An 18,200-nucleotide genomic window follows, 5' to 3' on the forward strand; every position below is an offset into this window, starting at 1 on the left:
TTTTAACTCCATTCTTTATTTCGCTGAAAAAAAAAGTTTTAAACATCGTCTTATTGGTTTATTAAATTAACTCAGCTATAATGTTCTTTTTCGCCTCATTGATCTTAGTAAAGAACACATCTTCTAAACTAGGAGCTACAGACTCAAATCCTATCTCTGGTTTTTCATTACTCAGTACATGAATTAAAGGCTTTCCTCCTACCATTTTATTTGAAATTACTTCATAATGAGTTTTATAGTTTTCTAGTTCGTGATGTTCTATTCTTTTCTGCCAAACTCTATTATGTATCTCTTCAATTACCTTTTTAGGTTCACCTTGACATACAATCTTTCCATGATTCATAATTGCCATCTTTTCACATAGCTCGTTAACATCTTCTACAATGTGAGTGGAAAGAATAATAACCACATCATTGGCTACTGTAGCTAAAAGGTTATGAAAACTATTTCGTTCACTAGGATCAAGACCAGCAGTAGGCTCATCTACAATAATTAGTTTAGGGGTTCCTATTAAAGCTTGTGCTATTCCTACGCGTTGTTTCATACCTCCAGAAAAACCACTTACTGCTTTGTTTCGCTTTTCATAAAGATTTACCTTTTGTAATAAATAGTTTACCAAATCTTTACGCTCATTTTTAGCTGTAATTCCTTTTAATATGGCGAGATGTGTTAAGAGCTGTTGAGCTGTAATTTTGGGATACACTCCAAACTCTTGCGGTAAATAACCTAGTACCTTTCGCAATTCTAAAGGATTATTTAATATATCTATATTTCCTAAAAAAGCAGTTCCACTATCTGCCTCTTGTAAAGAGGCTAGAGTTCGCATTAAAGAAGATTTTCCTGCACCATTAGGTCCTAACAAACCAAACATTCCGTTATTTATTTCTAAGCTGAGGTTATCTAATGCTCGTACACCATTAGCATACGTTTTACATAAACTGTTTATGGTTAGTTTCATCATTGTATATTTTAAATGAATGTCAAAAGAATGATAACCTTCGTTAGAAAAAATCTTTTTTTAACCAAAAGCTTACAAAATCAAATCAATACCTTCCATACATCTACAAATGGCGTTTGTTTATGAAAACAGGTCGTTCGTTGATAAAAACATTTGATTTGCTAATTCTAATAGTGAATTCTAATTACTTATAGTATTTTTGTTTACATGAACACCTTTCAAAAGCGCCTCTTTCTTCATTTATCATTTTTATTTAGCGCATGTATTACACTTGCTTTTATGATGGCTATAACAAATGAAACTTCCTTTACGTTTCAATTGTTTGGATTGATGTTGCTACAAACCATGTCAGGAGTTTTTTTTCTAATAGCTCCTCCTGTTTATCTAAATATCTACTGGTTAATTCCTAAATTTTTAGTACCAAAGAAGTATTTACTTTTCGCGCTCTTTTCTGCCATACTTATTCTAGTTTGGGGTTGGGTAATGGGGTATGGTGAACCTTGGATGGATGAACATTTCTTTCAAATGAAAAATCAAAACCCAAGTTTAGATACAGGAATTGCAGGTATGATTTTTATTTTACTAATTTCTACCTTACTACATCTTTCTTATCGATGGTATATGCAATCATCAAAAATAAAACAGATAGAAAACGACCGTCTTCAATTAGAATTATCGGTATTGAAAAATCAAATCAACCCACATTTTTTCTTCAATACCTTAAATAATTTATATGCATTATCACTTGAGCAATCTAAACAAACTCCTAGTGTTATTTTAAAGCTCTCTGAAATGATGCGTTATACAATTTACGAATGTAAGGCTCCTAAAGTTCCTATTACAAGTGAAGTGAGTTACTTAGAAAATTTTATAGCATTACAAAAAATGCGACAACACAAACGCGGTATTGTCACTTTTCAAAAGGATATAAAAGATTTTGATGTACAAATAGCACCAATGATACTTATTGTATTTTTAGAGAATGCTTATAAGCACGGATTTGATCTTATGGAAAAAGATGCTTTTATCAATTTACAACTTGAAGTAACTAAAACAACCTTGCTCTTTACTATTGAAAACAATTTTATTGAAACTACTGAAAACAAACAAATTGGAATTGGGTTAGAGAATGTAAAACGACGATTAGCACTTACCTATCCTTCTAATCACAACTTGTACATTACAAATAGTAATGGTATGTTTAAGGTACAATTAAAACTAAATTTGGTATGAAATGTATCATTGTAGATGATGAGCCTTTAGCTCATATAGTAATTAAAAATTACAGTGAGAACCTCGATGTTTTAGATATTGTAAAAGTATGTCATTCTGCTTTAGATGCGATGAATTATCTAAATAAACATTCAGTAGATTTAATTTTTTTAGATATTAATATGCCAAAACTGAAAGGACTAGATTTTCTACGTACGCTACACAATCCGCCTTTGATTATTATTACAACCGCATATCAAGAACATGCGTTAGAAGGCTATGAACTAAATATTTTAGATTATCTTCTTAAACCCTTTAGTTTTGAACGCTTTTTAAAAGCGGTAAACAAAGCTACAGCTCAAAAAAAGCTTATAGAAGAAGCTAAAAAACCGACTATTATACAGGATGTAAACACTTCATCAGTGTCTAACACCAATACAACAGTCGGTGAACAAATTTTTATTAAAGGTGATAAAAAAATTCATCAAGTAACTCTAGACTCTATAAATTATTTAGAAAGTATAGGAAGTTATGTGAAAGTACACCTTGAAAATGAAACTATAATTACTTTAGATAGACTTGGCAACTTTGAAAAACTATTACCTAATACCTTTATTCGCGTTCACAAATCGTATATTATTCCTACTAAAAAAATAGAAGTTATTGAAGGTAATCGAATCAAAATTCAAGAAACATACATTCCTATTGGTAGAGCCTATAAGCACAACTTAACCAAGCTTATCAAATAAATATTATCCCTAACAAACAAACTTTATTCCTCTAATCTTCTAAATATCCAAATTTTCCTGTATTAAAGTCCTGAAAAGCCTTCACAAGCTCCTCTTGGGTATTCATTACAAATGGTCCGTAGGCTGCTATTGGCTCGTTTAATGGTTCTCCACTTAGCACCAAAACAACTGTATCTTCCAAAGCTTCAACAGTAAAAGTATCCCCATCATTTTTAAATAATGCAAAATGATCTTCTAACACATCTATTTCTTCATTTACTTTTACACTACCTTCAATTGGTAAAATTGCTGTCGTATAATTTGCAGGAAATGTTAATTGTGTTTTTGCTCCTTTTTTCAACTTTACATTAAACATGTTAATAGGTGAAAATGTTGATGCAGGTCCTTTGTTAGCTTGAAATTCTCCAGCAATCACTTCCACTTCTCCTGCTGCATCTGCTAATGGTATTTTAGCCATTTCTGCATTAGCTATTGCTTGATATTTTGGCGGACTCATTTTGTCCTTAGCTGGTAAATTTACCCATAACTGTACCATTTGAAATTCTCCTCCTGTTTTACTCCATTCGGTTTCATGAAACTCTTTATGCAAAACTCCTGAAGCTGCCGTCATCCACTGTACATCACCTTCACCAATAATTCCTCCACCTCCAGCACTATCTCCATGTTCAACACGCCCTTTATAAGCTATTGTTACAGTTTCAAAACCTCTATGTGGATGAACTCCTACACCTTTTGGTTTATCTGTTGGAGGAAAATTATATTTAGAATTATAATCCAACATAATAAACGGATCCATTCGTTGCATTGTTGAAGTTCCTGGTATAAAATTATGAACTCTAAACCCATCTCCTACAAAGTGTGGAGTTCCTGGTTTTACTATTTTTTCTATACTTCTTGTTTTCATTTTAAATTCCTTTCTTTTAATTACTATAAACTACTGGCTAATTCAATATCAAATGAATTGTCTAAATAACTACGTTTTAATTGAGGTTTGTTTTTAGACCAATATCCATTCTTAACACTTTCAGAAAGTGTAGACTCATTGTTAAACTCAACTAAAATTGCATTTGGGAATAATACAGTAATAATCTTCTGTAATTTATTTTTATCTACTTCTTTTGTTTCTTTTGAAATAGCTAAAACGTTATATGTCTGTTGATGTAATTTTTCAATGGCTGTTTCGACATTTGTAACAGTTGAAACTTGCCAATTCAAAATTTTGGCCATCGTTGTATTTTGGGTTACAACTAATGCATTTAAATGTCTCATAATAAATCCTTTTTTATTTACTGTAAAATTACGGCAACAAAAAAAGGTATGCATTGACCTATGGTAAGAACGAATTACGATTATCTAACAACCGTAAATCAACAATTATAACTCGTACCTCAATTATTTGGTTTGAAGTTTTCCTCAGCTAGTGCTTTGCGAACGCGACTAAGGCTTTCTGGGGTAATCCCTAAATACGAAGCAATCATCCATTGAGGAACTCTTAACATGATATCTGGATACATGTTTACAAAATCTAAATAACGTCTTTTTGCTGATGCTCCTAGTAGTTGACTAATACGTTTGTATAATTGACGTATATGTTTTTGTAACAAATGCTCATTTTTTCTTCTAAAATCAGTATTTATTTTTGACACTTTATTAATAAAGTCCTCGTCTAACATTATGACTAATGTATCTTCTACAGCGTCAATATAATATGTTGATGGTTGTTGAAAATAAACACTTCCTCTATCACTCACAATCCAATTTTCAGTAGCAAACTGTAAAATATTTTCTTTCCCTTCTTCATTTAAGGCATATAAACGTAACAAACCTTTTTCTACAAAAAAGAAATGAGAACACACATCTCCTTCTTTTAATAAAAAATCACTTTTAGAAACGTTTTTTAGAGAAATAAACGGTTGTATTTGAAGGTAATCATCTTTTGATAAACCTCCTTTTTCGATAAGATACTTTTTAAAGTTAGGTAGCTCCATACATTATTATAATGAGCTACTAAAAATACAGTATTATATAGAATATTCTACTTTTCTTCTGAAGTTTTAAGTACTTTACCTCTATATCTAATTGAATTTTTCTGCGTACTATTTACATAAATGGTACTCGATAAGCTAGGATATACTCTAACTATAACATTGTAGTTTTCAGTTGTTGTATTTTTATCTTTTATCTTAAAACTAATTTTATAGCTATTCTCTTTATCCTCAGATACAACTAAATTTTCAGGAACTCCTTCAAACTCAATTCCAATATCTGTACCTCCATAAGAACCACCTGCTTGTCGCTCACCAAAATATGGTAAATAGGCAGCAACAGTATCTTTTTTCATTCTGAAAAAATTACTATTCCCTACTAAGTTAATGTTTCCTGCGTTACTTCCAATAGGTAACAGACCTGCATTAGCTATTTGTGCCATTGCATTTGTAACCATGGGTTCTGCCCATTCTGCTTCTATTTCAAAAGTTTTACTTTCTATAAGAGCATTTAAGTTATCTATTTCTGCCTGTGTTACATTTTTTGAAGAAGCACAACTAAACAGCACAAAAATCATACTAATAAAAAAAACAAATCTTTTCATACCTTACTGTTTTTAAACCTTCTACAAGGTACTTAAATATCGTAAAACTTTCAAGAAAATAAGACTATTTAACGTTTGTTTTACTCTTTATCAGGTACTGAAAACAACTCTGGTTTTGCTCCTTTTATATCTCTATAAAAATCATAAAAATGATTCATATCAGCGTTCATATTATCTGTTAAGTAATAAGGAGGCGCTATAATAATTTGTTTGTTTTCAAAATCGAAAGCAAACATAACCACAGGAATATTAGCACCTTTAGCAATATAATAAAACCCAGTTTTCCATGAGGTTACTTTAGCACGAGTTCCTTCTGGAGATAAAGCTAAACGGAATTCTTCATGCTGATTAAAAACAGCCACAATAGCATCAACCTTATTCGTGCTTTTGCTTCTATCAACAGGAGCGCCCCCTAAAGCTCTAAAAATAAAACCAAAAGGAGGTTTGAATAACGATGCTTTACCTATAAAGTTGACTCTCACACCAATGGTATTTCTTGCTAAAATAGCAATCGGAAAGTCTTTCCAGCTCGTGTGTGGAGCTCCAATAACAACATATTTTTTTAAGTCTCTTGGAAAATCTCCAACTACCTTCCAGCCTAAAACTTTGTGAAATATAAATTTAGATATCATTTACTAGGTATAAAGGTCAATGATACGGTTTTCCCTACAAAAATCAAATAATTTTAACCTATCTTGTCCTATATTTGTTCACTTAATTAACTTTTATTTATTCTAATGAATACCACTCTTTTACTTATTTTAATTGCTATTAGTACCTTGCTAATTGGGTTTGTTATTGGAAACTTACTCTCTAAACTAAAGTTTAAACAACAAACTTCTGATTTAGAAAAAGAGATTGTAACCTTACAAAACCATCAAGCTAATTTTGAAATTCAGAAAAAAGAAAAGGAAGAGTCATTTTCTCAACAAAAGGAAGACTTTATAAATAGATTAGACGAAAAAACTAAAGAAAATAGTGAATTGCGTCGTGAAAAAGAGTTTACTGCTCTTGAATTAGCTAGAAAAAACGAAGAATTAAAAAACGTTCAGTTAAAACTTCAAGAAAATAAAGAAGAAGTAGAAAAACTACAAGATAAGTTTACCAAAGAGTTTGAAAATTTAGCGAACAAAATTCTAGATGAGAAATCGAATAAGTTTACTGAGCAAAATAAGAAAAACATAAAGGATATTTTAAGTCCGCTTCAAGAAAAAATTCAAACTTTTGAAAAGAAGGTTGAAGATACTCAAAAAGAAAGCATTTCAATGCATTCTGCTTTAAAGGAGCAATTGTTAGGATTAAAAGAGTTAAATGCTCAAATGAGTAAGGAAACATTAAACCTAACCAAAGCTTTAAAAGGAGATAGTAAAACCCAAGGAAACTGGGGAGAATTAGTCTTAGAACGTGTTTTAGAAAAATCTGGTTTAGAAAAAGACAGAGAGTACTTTGTTCAACAATCTTTTACCAATGATGAGGGTAAACGTATCATGCCCGATGTAGTAATTCACCTACCTGACAATAAAAAAATGGTAGTCGATTCTAAAGTATCTTTAACTGCTTATGAACAATATGTAAATAGTGAAGATGATATTGTAAAAGAGCGTTTTGCAAAAGAGCATGTAAACTCATTAAAGCGACATGTTGAGCAGCTTTCAGAAAAAAAATACGAAGATATTTATAAGATAGAATCTCCTGATTTCGTACTATTATTTGTACCAATTGAACCTGCTTTTGCAATAGCTTTAAATGAGGATAATACCTTATACAACAAAGCTTTTGAAAGAAACATTGTTATCGTTACCCCTACTACTTTATTAGCTACATTACGTACTATTGATACCATGTGGAATAACGAAAAACAGCAACGTAATGCTTTAGAGATTGCACGACAAGCAGGTGCTTTGTATGATAAGTTTAACGGATTATTAGCTGATTTAGTTAATATAGGTAAGAAAATAGATGGTACTAAAGCCGATTATGCTGCTGCCATGAATAAATTAGTGGAAGGTCGTGGAAACTTAATTACGAGTGTAGAAAAATTAAAGAAAATGGGTGCTAAAGCTAAAAAAGCGCTTCCTGAAAAAATTCTCGAACGAGCTCAAGATAATGACGAATAAACATAAATAGGTTAACTATAATTTAATGAGAATACTAACAAAATTTCATGCTATACTTTTATGTTAGTATTTTTATATATACATTCCTTTTAGTAAAGATAAAAATTCTTCTTTGCGCTCTCTAGACAAAGGAATTTTCATACCATTTTCAAGTATTATTTTAAACCCGTCTTTTTTAGAGAATTCTCTTAAATACTTTAGATTTATTAAGTATGTTCTATGTGATCTATAGAAAAATGAGTAAGCGGATAATTGATTTTCAAAATACTTTAAAGGTTTTGCTATTAACACTTTAGATTGATTTTTTAAATATGCCGTTGTATACATTCCGTCAGCTTCTAAGGTTATTATTTCATCTGGTGATACAAACATAAATCCATGAGGTACTTCTAATACTATTTTAGAACCCGATAATTCTAAAAATGTTTTACGTAAATCTTCAAGCTTTTTTTCTATTGTTTTCTTATCTATAATTTCATTTAACTTATTAATTGTTAATTCGAGCTCATTATAATCTATGGGTTTTAGTAAATAATCAATTGCATTCATTTTAAATGCTTCAATAGCATATTGACTATAAGCTGTGGTGAAAATAATATGAAAATTAATCGTTTCCTTTTGAAAAAAATTTAATATTTCCAATCCCGAGTGTTCCGGCATTTCTATATCTAATAAAACTAAACAAGGTGCTTCTTTTTTTATAATTTCTATTCCTTCTAATAAGTTTTCAGCTTCAAAGAGTATAAGTTCTGGTTTATTTGTATAGATCTCTTGTAGCATTCCAATCAATAAACGTCGAGCGCTTATTTCGTCATCAATCACTAATATTTTCATAACTTATATTTTTTTTATTGGTAATACAATTTGTACTTTAGTACCTATTGCTTCATTATTTTTATTTTTTAAATCCTGAACTTCTACACGCATTTCAATCATCCTTTCAATATTCATTAATTTAACTCTGTCTGTATTGGCTTTTGTTGAAAAAGATGAATGCATTTTACCTCTCTTCATATTTTTTGATAATTCTCTACCTATTCCATTATCTGTAACTTCACAATATAAATTAGTCTTTGTCTGATAAAAATTAATTGATAGTTTTTTTTCTCCTCTTTTATGTAATAAACCGTGTTTAATAGCATTTTCTATATAAGGTTGAATAAAAAGTGAAGGAACTAAAATAACATTAGTATTTAATGAGTTTTCTACCTCTATTTTGTAGGTTAACTTACCTCCCATTCTACTATTTTCTAGTGCCAAATATAAAAACAGCGCATCTATTTCTTTTTGTAATGTTATTTCAGAAACTCTACTGTGATCTAAATACATACGAATAAGTCGTGAAAATTTCACTAAATAGGAACTTGCTTGTTTTTTATCATTACTGTAAATATATTCCTGAATAGAATTTAAGGCATTAAAAATAAAATGTGGGTTCATTTGTGATCTCAAATTTTCAAGCTTAAGATCAGTTATCTGTCTTTTTATCTCAATTTGATACATTTCTTTATCTTTTTTCTCTTCTTGTTTTTTTAATAAGAATTTTACAAAAAACACTATGACAATTATAATAGTTATAACCAACAGAGTAATAAACCACCACTGTAAATAAAAGGGTTTGTGTACAAAAATAGGTAACGAATTTACTTCAGAAACTTCTCCTTTAAAATTAAGGGCTCTAACTTGTAGTTCTGTATTTCCGTATGAAAGACTGGAAAGGGTTAAATTATTATTCTTTATTTTTTTCCAATGATTTTGATCAATTCTGTATTCTAACTGATGATTTTCTAAAGATTTAAATCCGTTAATCATAAACTCTATATCAATAGATTTATCATTAGATTCAATCTCAAAAATCTCACTTTTTTTATAGGGTCTTTCTTTTTCTTTTGTTACCTTAAAATAAGGCTTATCTGGTAAAACATTATAATTCGTATATGTATTTGAAAATCTAAAAATATCACTATCTGTTACTGCATAAGTATAATTTTCAGTAGTTTCTATTTGTTTTATGTTTGGTTTAAAAACCTGATTAAACCTATTTAAAACAGAAAGTTTTTTATTAGCATAAGTATATCTTAGAATGCCTTTATTTGTTCCTATCCATAATTTGTTAATATCAGATGACAAACTAAGCACTGTATATTTTTTATCAATAATAATTGTATCAATAACCGTAGTTCCTTTCAAACAAAGAGCTTTATTTTCAAAAGCTACCCAAACAAATTCTGATTTTGGTTGTTCTGTTAATGCTCTTCCAAAAATTCTTTGTTTATTATACAGAACAAAATTTAAATCCTGAATATTTTTCCCTGCTTTTAGTCCTTGATAAAAATCTACATATGCATATTCACTTTCTTTATTTAGTAATAGTTTGTTACAACGTCCTTTAATAAAACTGACTTTTTCAAAAGTTTTAGTATTATATGCTAACAATTTATTATAAAAAGATACCCAAACAGTATTTTCATTTATTCTTATTACATTTTTACTTCCCCAATTATCAGCTTTGCTGTAAGGTAATAACTTATTTTTGTTATAAATAAATGCCTTAATTCCATTAAAAAAGTAAAACCTATTGAGGTACGCATCGTAAAACATATTTTGAGTATGTAGCCTTTTAACCTCTTCACTATATAAATTTGCTTTGTTTAAATTATTCTTTGTGAAAAATTTTCGTCCCTCGACATAAAAAATTATGCTGTCATTAATCGCTTTAAAACTAGTTATTGAATTAGTTGTGTGAATTCGGTTTATTTTTTTTATTCTCGTATCCGGAACTACAAAAACTCCAGAAGATAGTGTAGAAAACCAAATATTATTTTTTGAGTCTATTAACAGACTTGATACTGAGTAACCACTTAAATACTTGTTTTGAAAACAAAGTTTATTGTGTTGCATTATATATTCAAATGCTCCATCTGAGGTTAATATCCAAACTCTGTTACCTCTATATTCTATATTTAAAATAGAAAGATCTTTTACTTTTTCAACTCCTTTTAATACAATTTTTTTTTCCTCTTGAAAAACAAAAAACTCATTTGTATTTCCTCTATAAAAATGGGTTATAATTTTATCTCCACACTTTTCTGCTTTTGTAGAACCTATTATACCTTTCTTTTTTGAAAAAGTTATGTTAGATAATTCATTAATTAAGTGTAATTTTTCTCCATCTGTTATAAAATAATCTTGCTCAATCTTTATTATTTTAGATATACCGGGTCTTCTTTCCTTATACAAAAACTCTTTTTTTTCTTTGGTAGCTATATGAACTCTTACAATTGATTGATTGGTTGAAATGAAAAGAAAATCATCTATGATTGAAAAGTTTACTACTACATCTTTAGTAAGATTTCTAAAGTCTCCAAATAAAGTTATCTCCTTGTTTTCAATATAAAAAAATTGACCATTTAAGTTACAAAACCACAAACGCCCTTTAGCATCTATCTGCGGGCTAAAAACAGCTGTTTTACGTTGTTCAGGGTGTTTATAAAGCGTAAATTCTTTTCCATCATAACTATACAACCCAGAGTTAGTAGCCAGCCAAATTAATCCTGAACGATCTTCAATTATTGAATAAACTTCTCTATCAGGTAGCCCTTCTTCCTGTGTTATCTGATAATACAAAAAATCAAGATGTTGACTTGATACTGATAAGGAATATAAAAATATAATTATAAAAAGTCTATACATAGATTTATATTACTACTAAACACAAAATATTATGATGAATTTATCTTTTTTAGAAAGGTAGTAAAAACTTATTTAAATTAATAAATTAGAAACTCAAGACTTAAACCTTGAGTTTCTAATTAAAATATTCTACTTTTTAATAAACTGTTGTGTATAAATACCTCTATTAGTATGTAGTTTAATTAAATATACTCCTTGTTTTAAATTTGAAATATTAATTTGTTCTCCTTTTATAGCAACCTTTTTTTGAATCCCATTTATTCCAAACACTTGAACTTTTTCTATTTTTTCATCTCCTAATTGCTCCAGTCTTATAAACGAGTCACTTGGGTTTGGATACACCTTAAATCCTAAACTAGGGTTTTCTATTTTTTTTGTTTCTTCAGAAATCAATACTATTTGTGGAGCACCAGACCTCTGAGTACTTACTGAAATCAATGCCCTTCTTTCAATCCATCTACATTCTTCATTTTCATAATTAACTCTATGCACAATTACATAACATTTCCCCGTTTCAAGATTAGCCCATCCTTGCTCTGGTGAATTGAATTGAGCTGTTGGAGTAGTTTGAGGGTTTCTTAATGCTATGGCTCCTGTAGTTGATTCATTTAAAATAGAAAAATCATTAGGATCACAGTTTTCTGCTTCGTAAACGTTCCACCAGTGAGTGACATCCGTAGGTGATGTTACACGAGGTATAACTGTACAACTTGCTACTGAACTAGAACTTGTACTTGTATTAAGATCAAAACTTCCATATATACTTAAATCATTTAAAATAGTTACTGTTTTACTCAACTCTGTACTATCACAACCACACTCTATGATAACTTTTATTTCTATTTCCCCTACATAATTTCCCCAATCAGTAATAGAAATACTGCTTGTTCCTTGACCTCTAAAATTAATACCTGAGGGTAAAGTCCATGTATAAGTAGCGTCTTCATTATTTATAACTGAATAGGTGTCATTAAACTCCATTTCCCCAGAACAAATAATATCTTTTCCTATTATCTCGTTATCAATACAGCAACTCTCTCTTTTAAAGCAGTTTTTAATGCATAAGTCATCAATAGTTCCGCTAATGCTTCTAGTTAAATTCCCACCTGTTGCATTAGCATGTTGAACGACACTTAATCTCTCAATACCTTGTGGAATATCAATACAACATACTCCTAACTCCTCATCTTCAAGTCCTTCAACAACTTTAAATACAGTTAATCTACCTTTAAGTTCTGTTATCCTCTCTAATCTAATTCTATAGCTAACATCTTCATTCAAGCTACTTTCTCCATCTAGAGGAATACTACAATTTCCTAGCTCCCATGTTATTCCATTCTTTATAAAGGGTACTATTTCTAAATTGTATTGAGACCCATTTGATCTAAAAAACACTCCAAGTGCATCTTGATCTGTTATATCTAATCCATTTGAGCTAGTAGATGATGCTATTCTTAAAGGAGCTTGACTTCCAGCAGTTGCAGCAAATATAATATGACCTGCACTTAACTGATCACTATTAACTTCCGTAGGATTAAATATAAATTCAGTTTGCCAAGAGTTACATAAAACATAGCCTAATGATTTATAAGCTCTTGTGAGGTTTAGTCCATCTGGAGATTGAATATAGTTTAACGTTCCGTTAGCTATTGTCATTCTTCTTTGTGCTACAGAAACGGGTGTTCCAGTTACGTCAAGATCCTGTATGACCCACCCATTTGTGTTATCATAATTTTCAGATAGATTACAATTTTGAGTAAAAGCATAAAATTGTAAAAGCATTAATAATAAAGTTAATTTGTTTCTCATCTTTTAAATTTTTAAAGTTTTACGTAAACTTATTTTCTTTAATAGGATAAAAAAAAACTTCTTTCTAAACAGCAAAAATCACTTCTGAATGGTAAAAACATTATGAACTTCTTTAAAAGAAAAAAACCGAAGAATTAATAAGTATTCTTCGGTTTATTCTTTCTATGTTGTTATTAAATAATTTACATAATAAACAAACGTCTATTATGCATCAAGTCATATACCTTCTCTCCTACTGCCTCTAATACTTCTTCGTTCTCAGCATTCATTAATGCTTCATCAACTAAATCAACGATAACTTCCATATCTTCTTCTTTTAAACCACGAGTAGTAACTGCAGCAGTACCTACACGAATACCAGAAGTAACAAATGGTGATTCAGTATCAAAAGGAACCATGTTTTTGTTTACTGTAATTTCTGCTTTTCCTAAAGCATCCTCAGCAGCTTTACCTGTAATTTTTTTGTTACGTAAATCAATTAACATACAATGGTTATCTGTACCTCCAGAGATTATTTCATATCCTTTCGCCACAAATGCTTTCGCCATTGCTTGTGCATTTTCTTTTACTTGAATTTGATATTCTAAGAACTCATCTGTTAAAGCCTCACCAAAAGCAACCGCTTTTGCAGCAATAACGTGCTCTAATGGTCCACCTTGATTTCCTGGGAATACCGCAGAGTTAATCAATGTAGACATTTTCTTTAATTTTCCTGATTTTAATTTTAATCCGAATGGATTTTCAAAATCTTTTCCAATCATAATCATTCCACCACGAGGTCCACGTAACGTTTTGTGAGTTGTTGTAGTAACAATATGACAGTGTGGTAATGGATCAGATAAAATCCCTTTAGCTATTAACCCTGCTGGATGAGAAATATCAGCCATTAAAATAGCATCAACGCTATCTGCTATTTCTCTAAACTTCTTAAAGTCTATATCACGAGAATACGCAGAAGCACCTGCAATAATTAATTTAGGTTTATGCTCCTTAGCTTGTTGCTCTAAGTGATTATAATCTATATATCCAGTTTCTTTATCTACACCATAAAATACTGGATTATATAATTTTCCTGAAAAGTTTACTGGCGAACCGTGTGTTAAGTGACCTCCATGAGATAAATCGAATCCTAAAATAGTGTCACCTGGTTGTAAACATGCTGCGAAAACAGCTGTGTTTGCCTGACTTCCAGAGTGTGGTTGTACGTTTACATACTCAGCTCCAAATAATTCTTTAGCTCTATCAATCGCAATTTGCTCAACGATATCTACTACTTCACACCCACCATAATAACGTTTACCTGGGTATCCTTCAGCATATTTATTTGTTAAAACTGATCCTTGAGCTTCCATTACTTGGTCGCTTACAAAATTTTCAGAAGCAATCAACTCTAAACCGTTTAGTTGACGTTCTTTTTCTTCTTGAATTAAATCAAATATTTGATGATCTTTTTGCATGTTGTGTGTTGTTACATAAAGTAGCCAAAAGTACTAATTTTATTATTCAAATTATATGGATTTTACAAGAAGTATCTACAAAAATACTTTAGTATTTTTTTTACTCATCTTTTTGGGGTAAATTGAAAAAAATATGTAGGTTTGATGAAAAATATAACAAAACGATAAATGGAAATAACTGCTAATAACCCGAATAGAAAATCTTGGTTAACTGTAGCTGAAGACTCAGATTTTCCTATTCAAAATATACCTTTTGGGGTTTTTCTTACAAAAGATGATATTATAACGATTGGTACAAGAATTGGTGACTATGCAATTGATTTAGGTGCCTTACACCAATTAGGATATTTTGATGGAATTCCGTTAACAGACGATATCTTCTTACAAGATACCTTAAATGATTTTATTGCTGATGGACGTAAAACTTGGCGTTTAGTTCGTAATAGAATTGCGGATATTTTTGATGTAAAAAATAGTAAGCTACGAGATAACGCTGAACACAAAGACAAGATAATCTTTAGAATGGACGAAGTTGAAATGCAACTTCCTGTTTCTGTAGGAGATTATACCGATTTTTATGCAAGTAAAGAACATGCTACCAATGTAGGAAGCTTATTTAGAGATCCTGAAAATGCTTTATTACCAAACTGGTTACAAATTCCTATTGGTTACCATGGAAGAAGTTCTTCAATTGTACCATCAGGAACTCCTATCCGTCGTCCTATAGGACAACAACGTCCAAGTGAAGGTGAAACTAAACCTAATTTCGGACCTTCAAAATTATTAGATTTTGAATTAGAAATGGCGTTTATTACTACAGTAGCAAATGATTTAGGAGAAAGAATCCCTATTGAAGAAGCAGAAGAATATATCTTCGGATTAGTATTATTTAATGACTGGTCTGCTCGTGATATCCAAGCTTGGGAATATGTTCCTTTAGGCCCTTTCTTAGGAAAAAGTTTTGCTTCAACTATTTCTCCTTGGATTGTTACTTTAGATGCCTTAGAGCCTTTTAGAGTAGATAACCCAGAGCAAGTTTATGAGCCTTTACCTTATTTAAAGAAAGAAGGAAAAGACAGTTATGACATTAACTTACAAATGGCTATTCAACCAGAAGGTAAAGAAGAAACAGTTGTATGTAATTCTAACTTTAAGTACATGTACTGGACAATGGTACAACAATTAACACACCATACTGTTAACGGATGTCCTGTAAATGCTGGTGATATGATGGGAAGTGGGACTATTTCTGGACCAACTCAAGATAGCTTTGGATCTATGTTAGAGTTAACTTGGAGAGGTCAAAATCCAATAAAAATGAACGACGGAAGCGAGCGTAAATTTATAAATGATAACGATACAGTTATTATGCGCGGTTACTGTAAAAATGAAAAAATACGTATTGGTTTTGGTGAATGTTCTGGTAAAGTATTACCAGCCAAATAATACTTTAACCTAAGTATAATTATAAAAAAATCCAGTTCGAAAGAACTGGATTTTTTTTTCTTTTATTTTTATTCTTCTTCTGGTGGTGGATATCCATAAACTTCCTCATACACTTCATCAAAATTACTGCGTAAATAACTATTTAGCTTTTTACGATAATCATCTTGCAACCAGTCGATAAAATTATGTGTGCTTTTTGAAATACATTTAGAGTATCTAAAAATTCTATCATCTATATCGCCTCCTAACTTTTTAGCTAAGATTAACGCATCAAAAACATCTTCACTATTTTCAACACACATTTTTGCATGATGTTCTATTGATTTTTCTAACACTCGTTTTGAAGACTCTCCTCCTTGTATGGTATCTCTGTATACTTTTTTAACATCAAAGTATAAATCTTCAGAATTTGCAAACTCAGCTTTTACATCTGCAGGTAGCTCATATCTAAAGTCACTTTCTATTTCTTCATCAGATAATAAGTTATCTAAATAGAAATTTGGTGCTCTAAACATTTTTTGCCAATCTAAATCTGCTCCCCAAGGTCCAAAACGATGGAAGTTATTACCTAAATCAATTACATTAAACTCTGATTTTCCTGGTAAAATACGAGAACCTCGACCAATCATCTGGTAGTATAATGTTAACGATTTTGTTGCTCTATTCAGAATAATTGATTGTACTGATGGTTCATCAAATCCTGTTGTTAAGATACTTACCGAAGTAATAATTGCATTAGGAGTTTTATGGAACCACTTTAGGATAAAATCACGTTCTTTCTTTGTATTCGTATTATCTAAATGTGCAATTGGATAACCTGCTCTTTTAAAAGTATCATACACATGCAGTGATGTATTTATACCATTGTTAAAAATCAAGGTTTTTGTTCCTTTTGCTCGTTCTTCATAAGCTTGTAAAAGCTTAGAAAGCATATCTGTATTCGTATATAAATCTTCAGATGATTTTACGGTATAATCACCATTAGCCCCTACTTCTAATGAAGTTAACCCTACATTATAAGAATAGATGTTAGCTTTTGCTAAGTATTCATTCTGAATTAAAGCACCAATACTTTCTCCGTCTATAAGCTCATCATAATTATCCTTCATAGGAAGTTTTATATTTGAACTTAAAGGAGTGGCTGTTACACCTAATATAAAAGACTTATCAAAAAACTTGAATAGCTTAGTAAATGAGTTATAGTGTGCCTCATCAATAATTACTAAACCAACATCCGAAATATCTAACATATCGTCATTCAAACGATTGTTTAAAGTCTCTACCATAGCTACAAAGCAATCAAACTCATCTTGGTCATCTAAACTTGCTTTACTGTCTATAATTTTGTTTACTACACCAAACTCTTTAAGCATTTTTGCTGTTTGCTTACACAATTCTATTCGGTGCGTCATTATCAATACTTTCTTTTGATAATGTTTTAAGTATTGACGTGTAATTTCAGAGAAAATAACTGTTTTTCCTCCTCCTGTAGGTAGTTGATAAAGTAAATGGTAATTTTCGGGGGCATTCTCAAAACTTTTGAAAATTTTGTGCAATGCTTCTTTTTGATAATCGTATAGATTTTTTCCTTTCTTTGGTTGTGAAGTTGCTGTTTCGTTACTCAAATCTCTATAATTTTGAAATATGCAAAAATACGAGGTATTTAAGGAAATCCCATTAAAAATGGCATCTTTTTTAAAATTTCTTCAAATCAATACGAGCAATATCATAATGAGAAGCATGTAAAATTACTTCTTCATTTTTAACTACCAACAACTGAGGTGATTGATGTAAAACCTGAAAAGTGTACCCTATTTCATTAGAAATTTCCCTATAACTAAGTAAGTCTAGATAATACACTTTAAAATCTTTTAAATCCTCATCAAAACTGTTTACAAAACGTTTAATAACCATGCTACTTATGCCACATCTTGTTGAATGTTTAAAAATAGCTACAGGTTCATTTTTAGATCGTTCTTTTATCTCCTTTATTTGATCTAAGGAGGTTAAAGGAATCCAATTGATAAACGCTTCTTCTCCCTCTTTATTTTTATCTTTTCTTCCAAAAAGAGTGTTTAATACTCCCATAAAATTCTTATTTTTATTAACATAATTATTCTTAGCTACCACTACATCAGTCAAAAAGTCACAAAAACCCATTTTTTAAAG

Annotated in this window: 16 protein-coding genes; 4 read left to right on the forward strand and 12 right to left on the reverse strand. The window is 30.4% G+C overall.

What is annotated here, in order from left to right:
- Nucleotides 1–61: 61 nt before the first annotated feature.
- Nucleotides 62–961 (reverse strand): ABC transporter ATP-binding protein, encoded by a 900-nt coding sequence (locus tag ACTPNM_RS09900; protein WP_440121604.1) that lies wholly within the window; start codon nt 959–961, stop codon nt 62–64.
- A gap of 276 nt (nt 962–1,237) precedes the next feature.
- Between ACTPNM_RS09900 and ACTPNM_RS09905 the strand changes: the two genes are divergently transcribed.
- Both ACTPNM_RS09905 and ACTPNM_RS09910 read left to right on the forward strand, forming a co-directional pair.
- Nucleotides 1,238–2,191 (forward strand): sensor histidine kinase, encoded by a 954-nt coding sequence (locus ACTPNM_RS09905; RefSeq protein WP_440121606.1) that lies wholly within the window; start codon nt 1,238–1,240, stop codon nt 2,189–2,191.
- Nucleotides 2,188–2,919: a LytR/AlgR family response regulator transcription factor gene (locus tag ACTPNM_RS09910; protein ID WP_440121608.1), complete on the forward strand. Its 732-nt coding sequence runs from the start codon at nt 2,188–2,190 to the stop codon at nt 2,917–2,919. The genes ACTPNM_RS09905 and ACTPNM_RS09910 overlap by 4 nt, the downstream gene beginning before the upstream one ends.
- A 31-nt stretch (nt 2,920–2,950) precedes the next feature.
- Here the strand turns inward: ACTPNM_RS09910 and ACTPNM_RS09915 are convergent, their stop codons facing one another.
- The 5 genes from ACTPNM_RS09915 to ACTPNM_RS09935 all read right to left on the reverse strand — a co-directional run bounded on the left by ACTPNM_RS09915 (nt 2,951) and on the right by ACTPNM_RS09935 (nt 6,141).
- A complete protein-coding gene (locus ACTPNM_RS09915; RefSeq protein WP_440121609.1) occupies nt 2,951–3,823 on the reverse strand; it encodes a pirin family protein in 873 nt (290 codons plus the stop codon).
- A 23-nt stretch (nt 3,824–3,846) separates the two neighbouring features.
- Nucleotides 3,847–4,188, reverse strand: a complete 342-nt coding sequence (locus ACTPNM_RS09920; RefSeq protein ID WP_440121610.1) for a hypothetical protein — start codon at nt 4,186–4,188, stop codon at nt 3,847–3,849.
- 119 nt (nt 4,189–4,307) lie between these two features.
- Entirely contained in the window at nt 4,308–4,907 is a 600-nt protein-coding gene (locus ACTPNM_RS09925) for a Crp/Fnr family transcriptional regulator (RefSeq protein ID WP_274639920.1), read from the reverse strand.
- Nucleotides 4,908–4,954: 47 nt separating this feature from the next.
- On the reverse strand, nt 4,955–5,509 hold the full coding sequence (locus ACTPNM_RS09930; RefSeq protein ID WP_440121611.1) for a DUF4251 domain-containing protein: 555 nt from the start codon (nt 5,507–5,509) through the stop codon (nt 4,955–4,957).
- Nucleotides 5,510–5,589: 80 nt separating this feature from the next.
- Entirely contained in the window at nt 5,590–6,141 is a 552-nt protein-coding gene (locus tag ACTPNM_RS09935; RefSeq protein ID WP_440121613.1) for a 1-acyl-sn-glycerol-3-phosphate acyltransferase, read from the reverse strand.
- A 105-nt stretch (nt 6,142–6,246) separates the two neighbouring features.
- Here ACTPNM_RS09935 and rmuC point away from each other — a divergent pair, with 105 nt between their 5' ends.
- The gene (gene rmuC, locus ACTPNM_RS09940) at nt 6,247–7,626 is read left to right on the forward strand and encodes a DNA recombination protein RmuC (RefSeq protein ID WP_440121615.1); all 1,380 of its coding nucleotides are present in this window, start codon (nt 6,247–6,249) and stop codon (nt 7,624–7,626) included.
- A 72-nt stretch (nt 7,627–7,698) separates the two neighbouring features.
- Here the strand turns inward: rmuC and ACTPNM_RS09945 are convergent, their stop codons facing one another.
- The 4 genes from ACTPNM_RS09945 to glyA form a co-directional block, all read right to left on the reverse strand.
- Nucleotides 7,699–8,460: a LytR/AlgR family response regulator transcription factor gene (locus ACTPNM_RS09945; RefSeq protein WP_440121616.1), complete on the reverse strand. Its 762-nt coding sequence runs from the start codon at nt 8,458–8,460 to the stop codon at nt 7,699–7,701.
- Nucleotides 8,461–8,463: 3 nt separating this feature from the next.
- Nucleotides 8,464–11,319: a histidine kinase gene (locus tag ACTPNM_RS09950; protein ID WP_440121617.1), complete on the reverse strand. Its 2,856-nt coding sequence runs from the start codon at nt 11,317–11,319 to the stop codon at nt 8,464–8,466.
- 129 nt (nt 11,320–11,448) lie between these two features.
- Nucleotides 11,449–13,128, reverse strand: coding sequence for a T9SS type A sorting domain-containing protein (locus ACTPNM_RS09955; protein WP_440121618.1), 1,680 nt, complete (start codon nt 13,126–13,128; stop codon nt 11,449–11,451).
- A 182-nt stretch (nt 13,129–13,310) separates the two neighbouring features.
- On the reverse strand, nt 13,311–14,585 hold the full coding sequence (glyA, locus tag ACTPNM_RS09960; protein WP_440121619.1) for a serine hydroxymethyltransferase: 1,275 nt from the start codon (nt 14,583–14,585) through the stop codon (nt 13,311–13,313).
- Between the two features lie 168 nt (nt 14,586–14,753).
- On the opposite strand from glyA, the gene fahA reads away from it, so the two are divergent.
- Nucleotides 14,754–16,031: a fumarylacetoacetase gene (fahA, locus tag ACTPNM_RS09965; RefSeq protein WP_274639924.1), complete on the forward strand. Its 1,278-nt coding sequence runs from the start codon at nt 14,754–14,756 to the stop codon at nt 16,029–16,031.
- A 68-nt stretch (nt 16,032–16,099) separates the two neighbouring features.
- Here the strand turns inward: fahA and ACTPNM_RS09970 are convergent, their stop codons facing one another.
- Complete coding sequence (locus tag ACTPNM_RS09970) at nt 16,100–17,656, reverse strand: DEAD/DEAH box helicase (protein ID WP_440121620.1); 1,557 nt, start codon at nt 17,654–17,656, stop codon at nt 16,100–16,102.
- Between the two features lie 70 nt (nt 17,657–17,726).
- Nucleotides 17,727–18,191 (reverse strand): bacillithiol system redox-active protein YtxJ, encoded by a 465-nt coding sequence (gene ytxJ, locus ACTPNM_RS09975; RefSeq protein ID WP_440121621.1) that lies wholly within the window; start codon nt 18,189–18,191, stop codon nt 17,727–17,729.
- Nucleotides 18,192–18,200: the final 9 nt, after the last annotated feature.

The organism is Tenacibaculum sp. Ill (genome assembly GCF_051938915.1).
Classification (GTDB): domain Bacteria; phylum Bacteroidota; class Bacteroidia; order Flavobacteriales; family Flavobacteriaceae; genus Polaribacter; species Polaribacter larymnensis.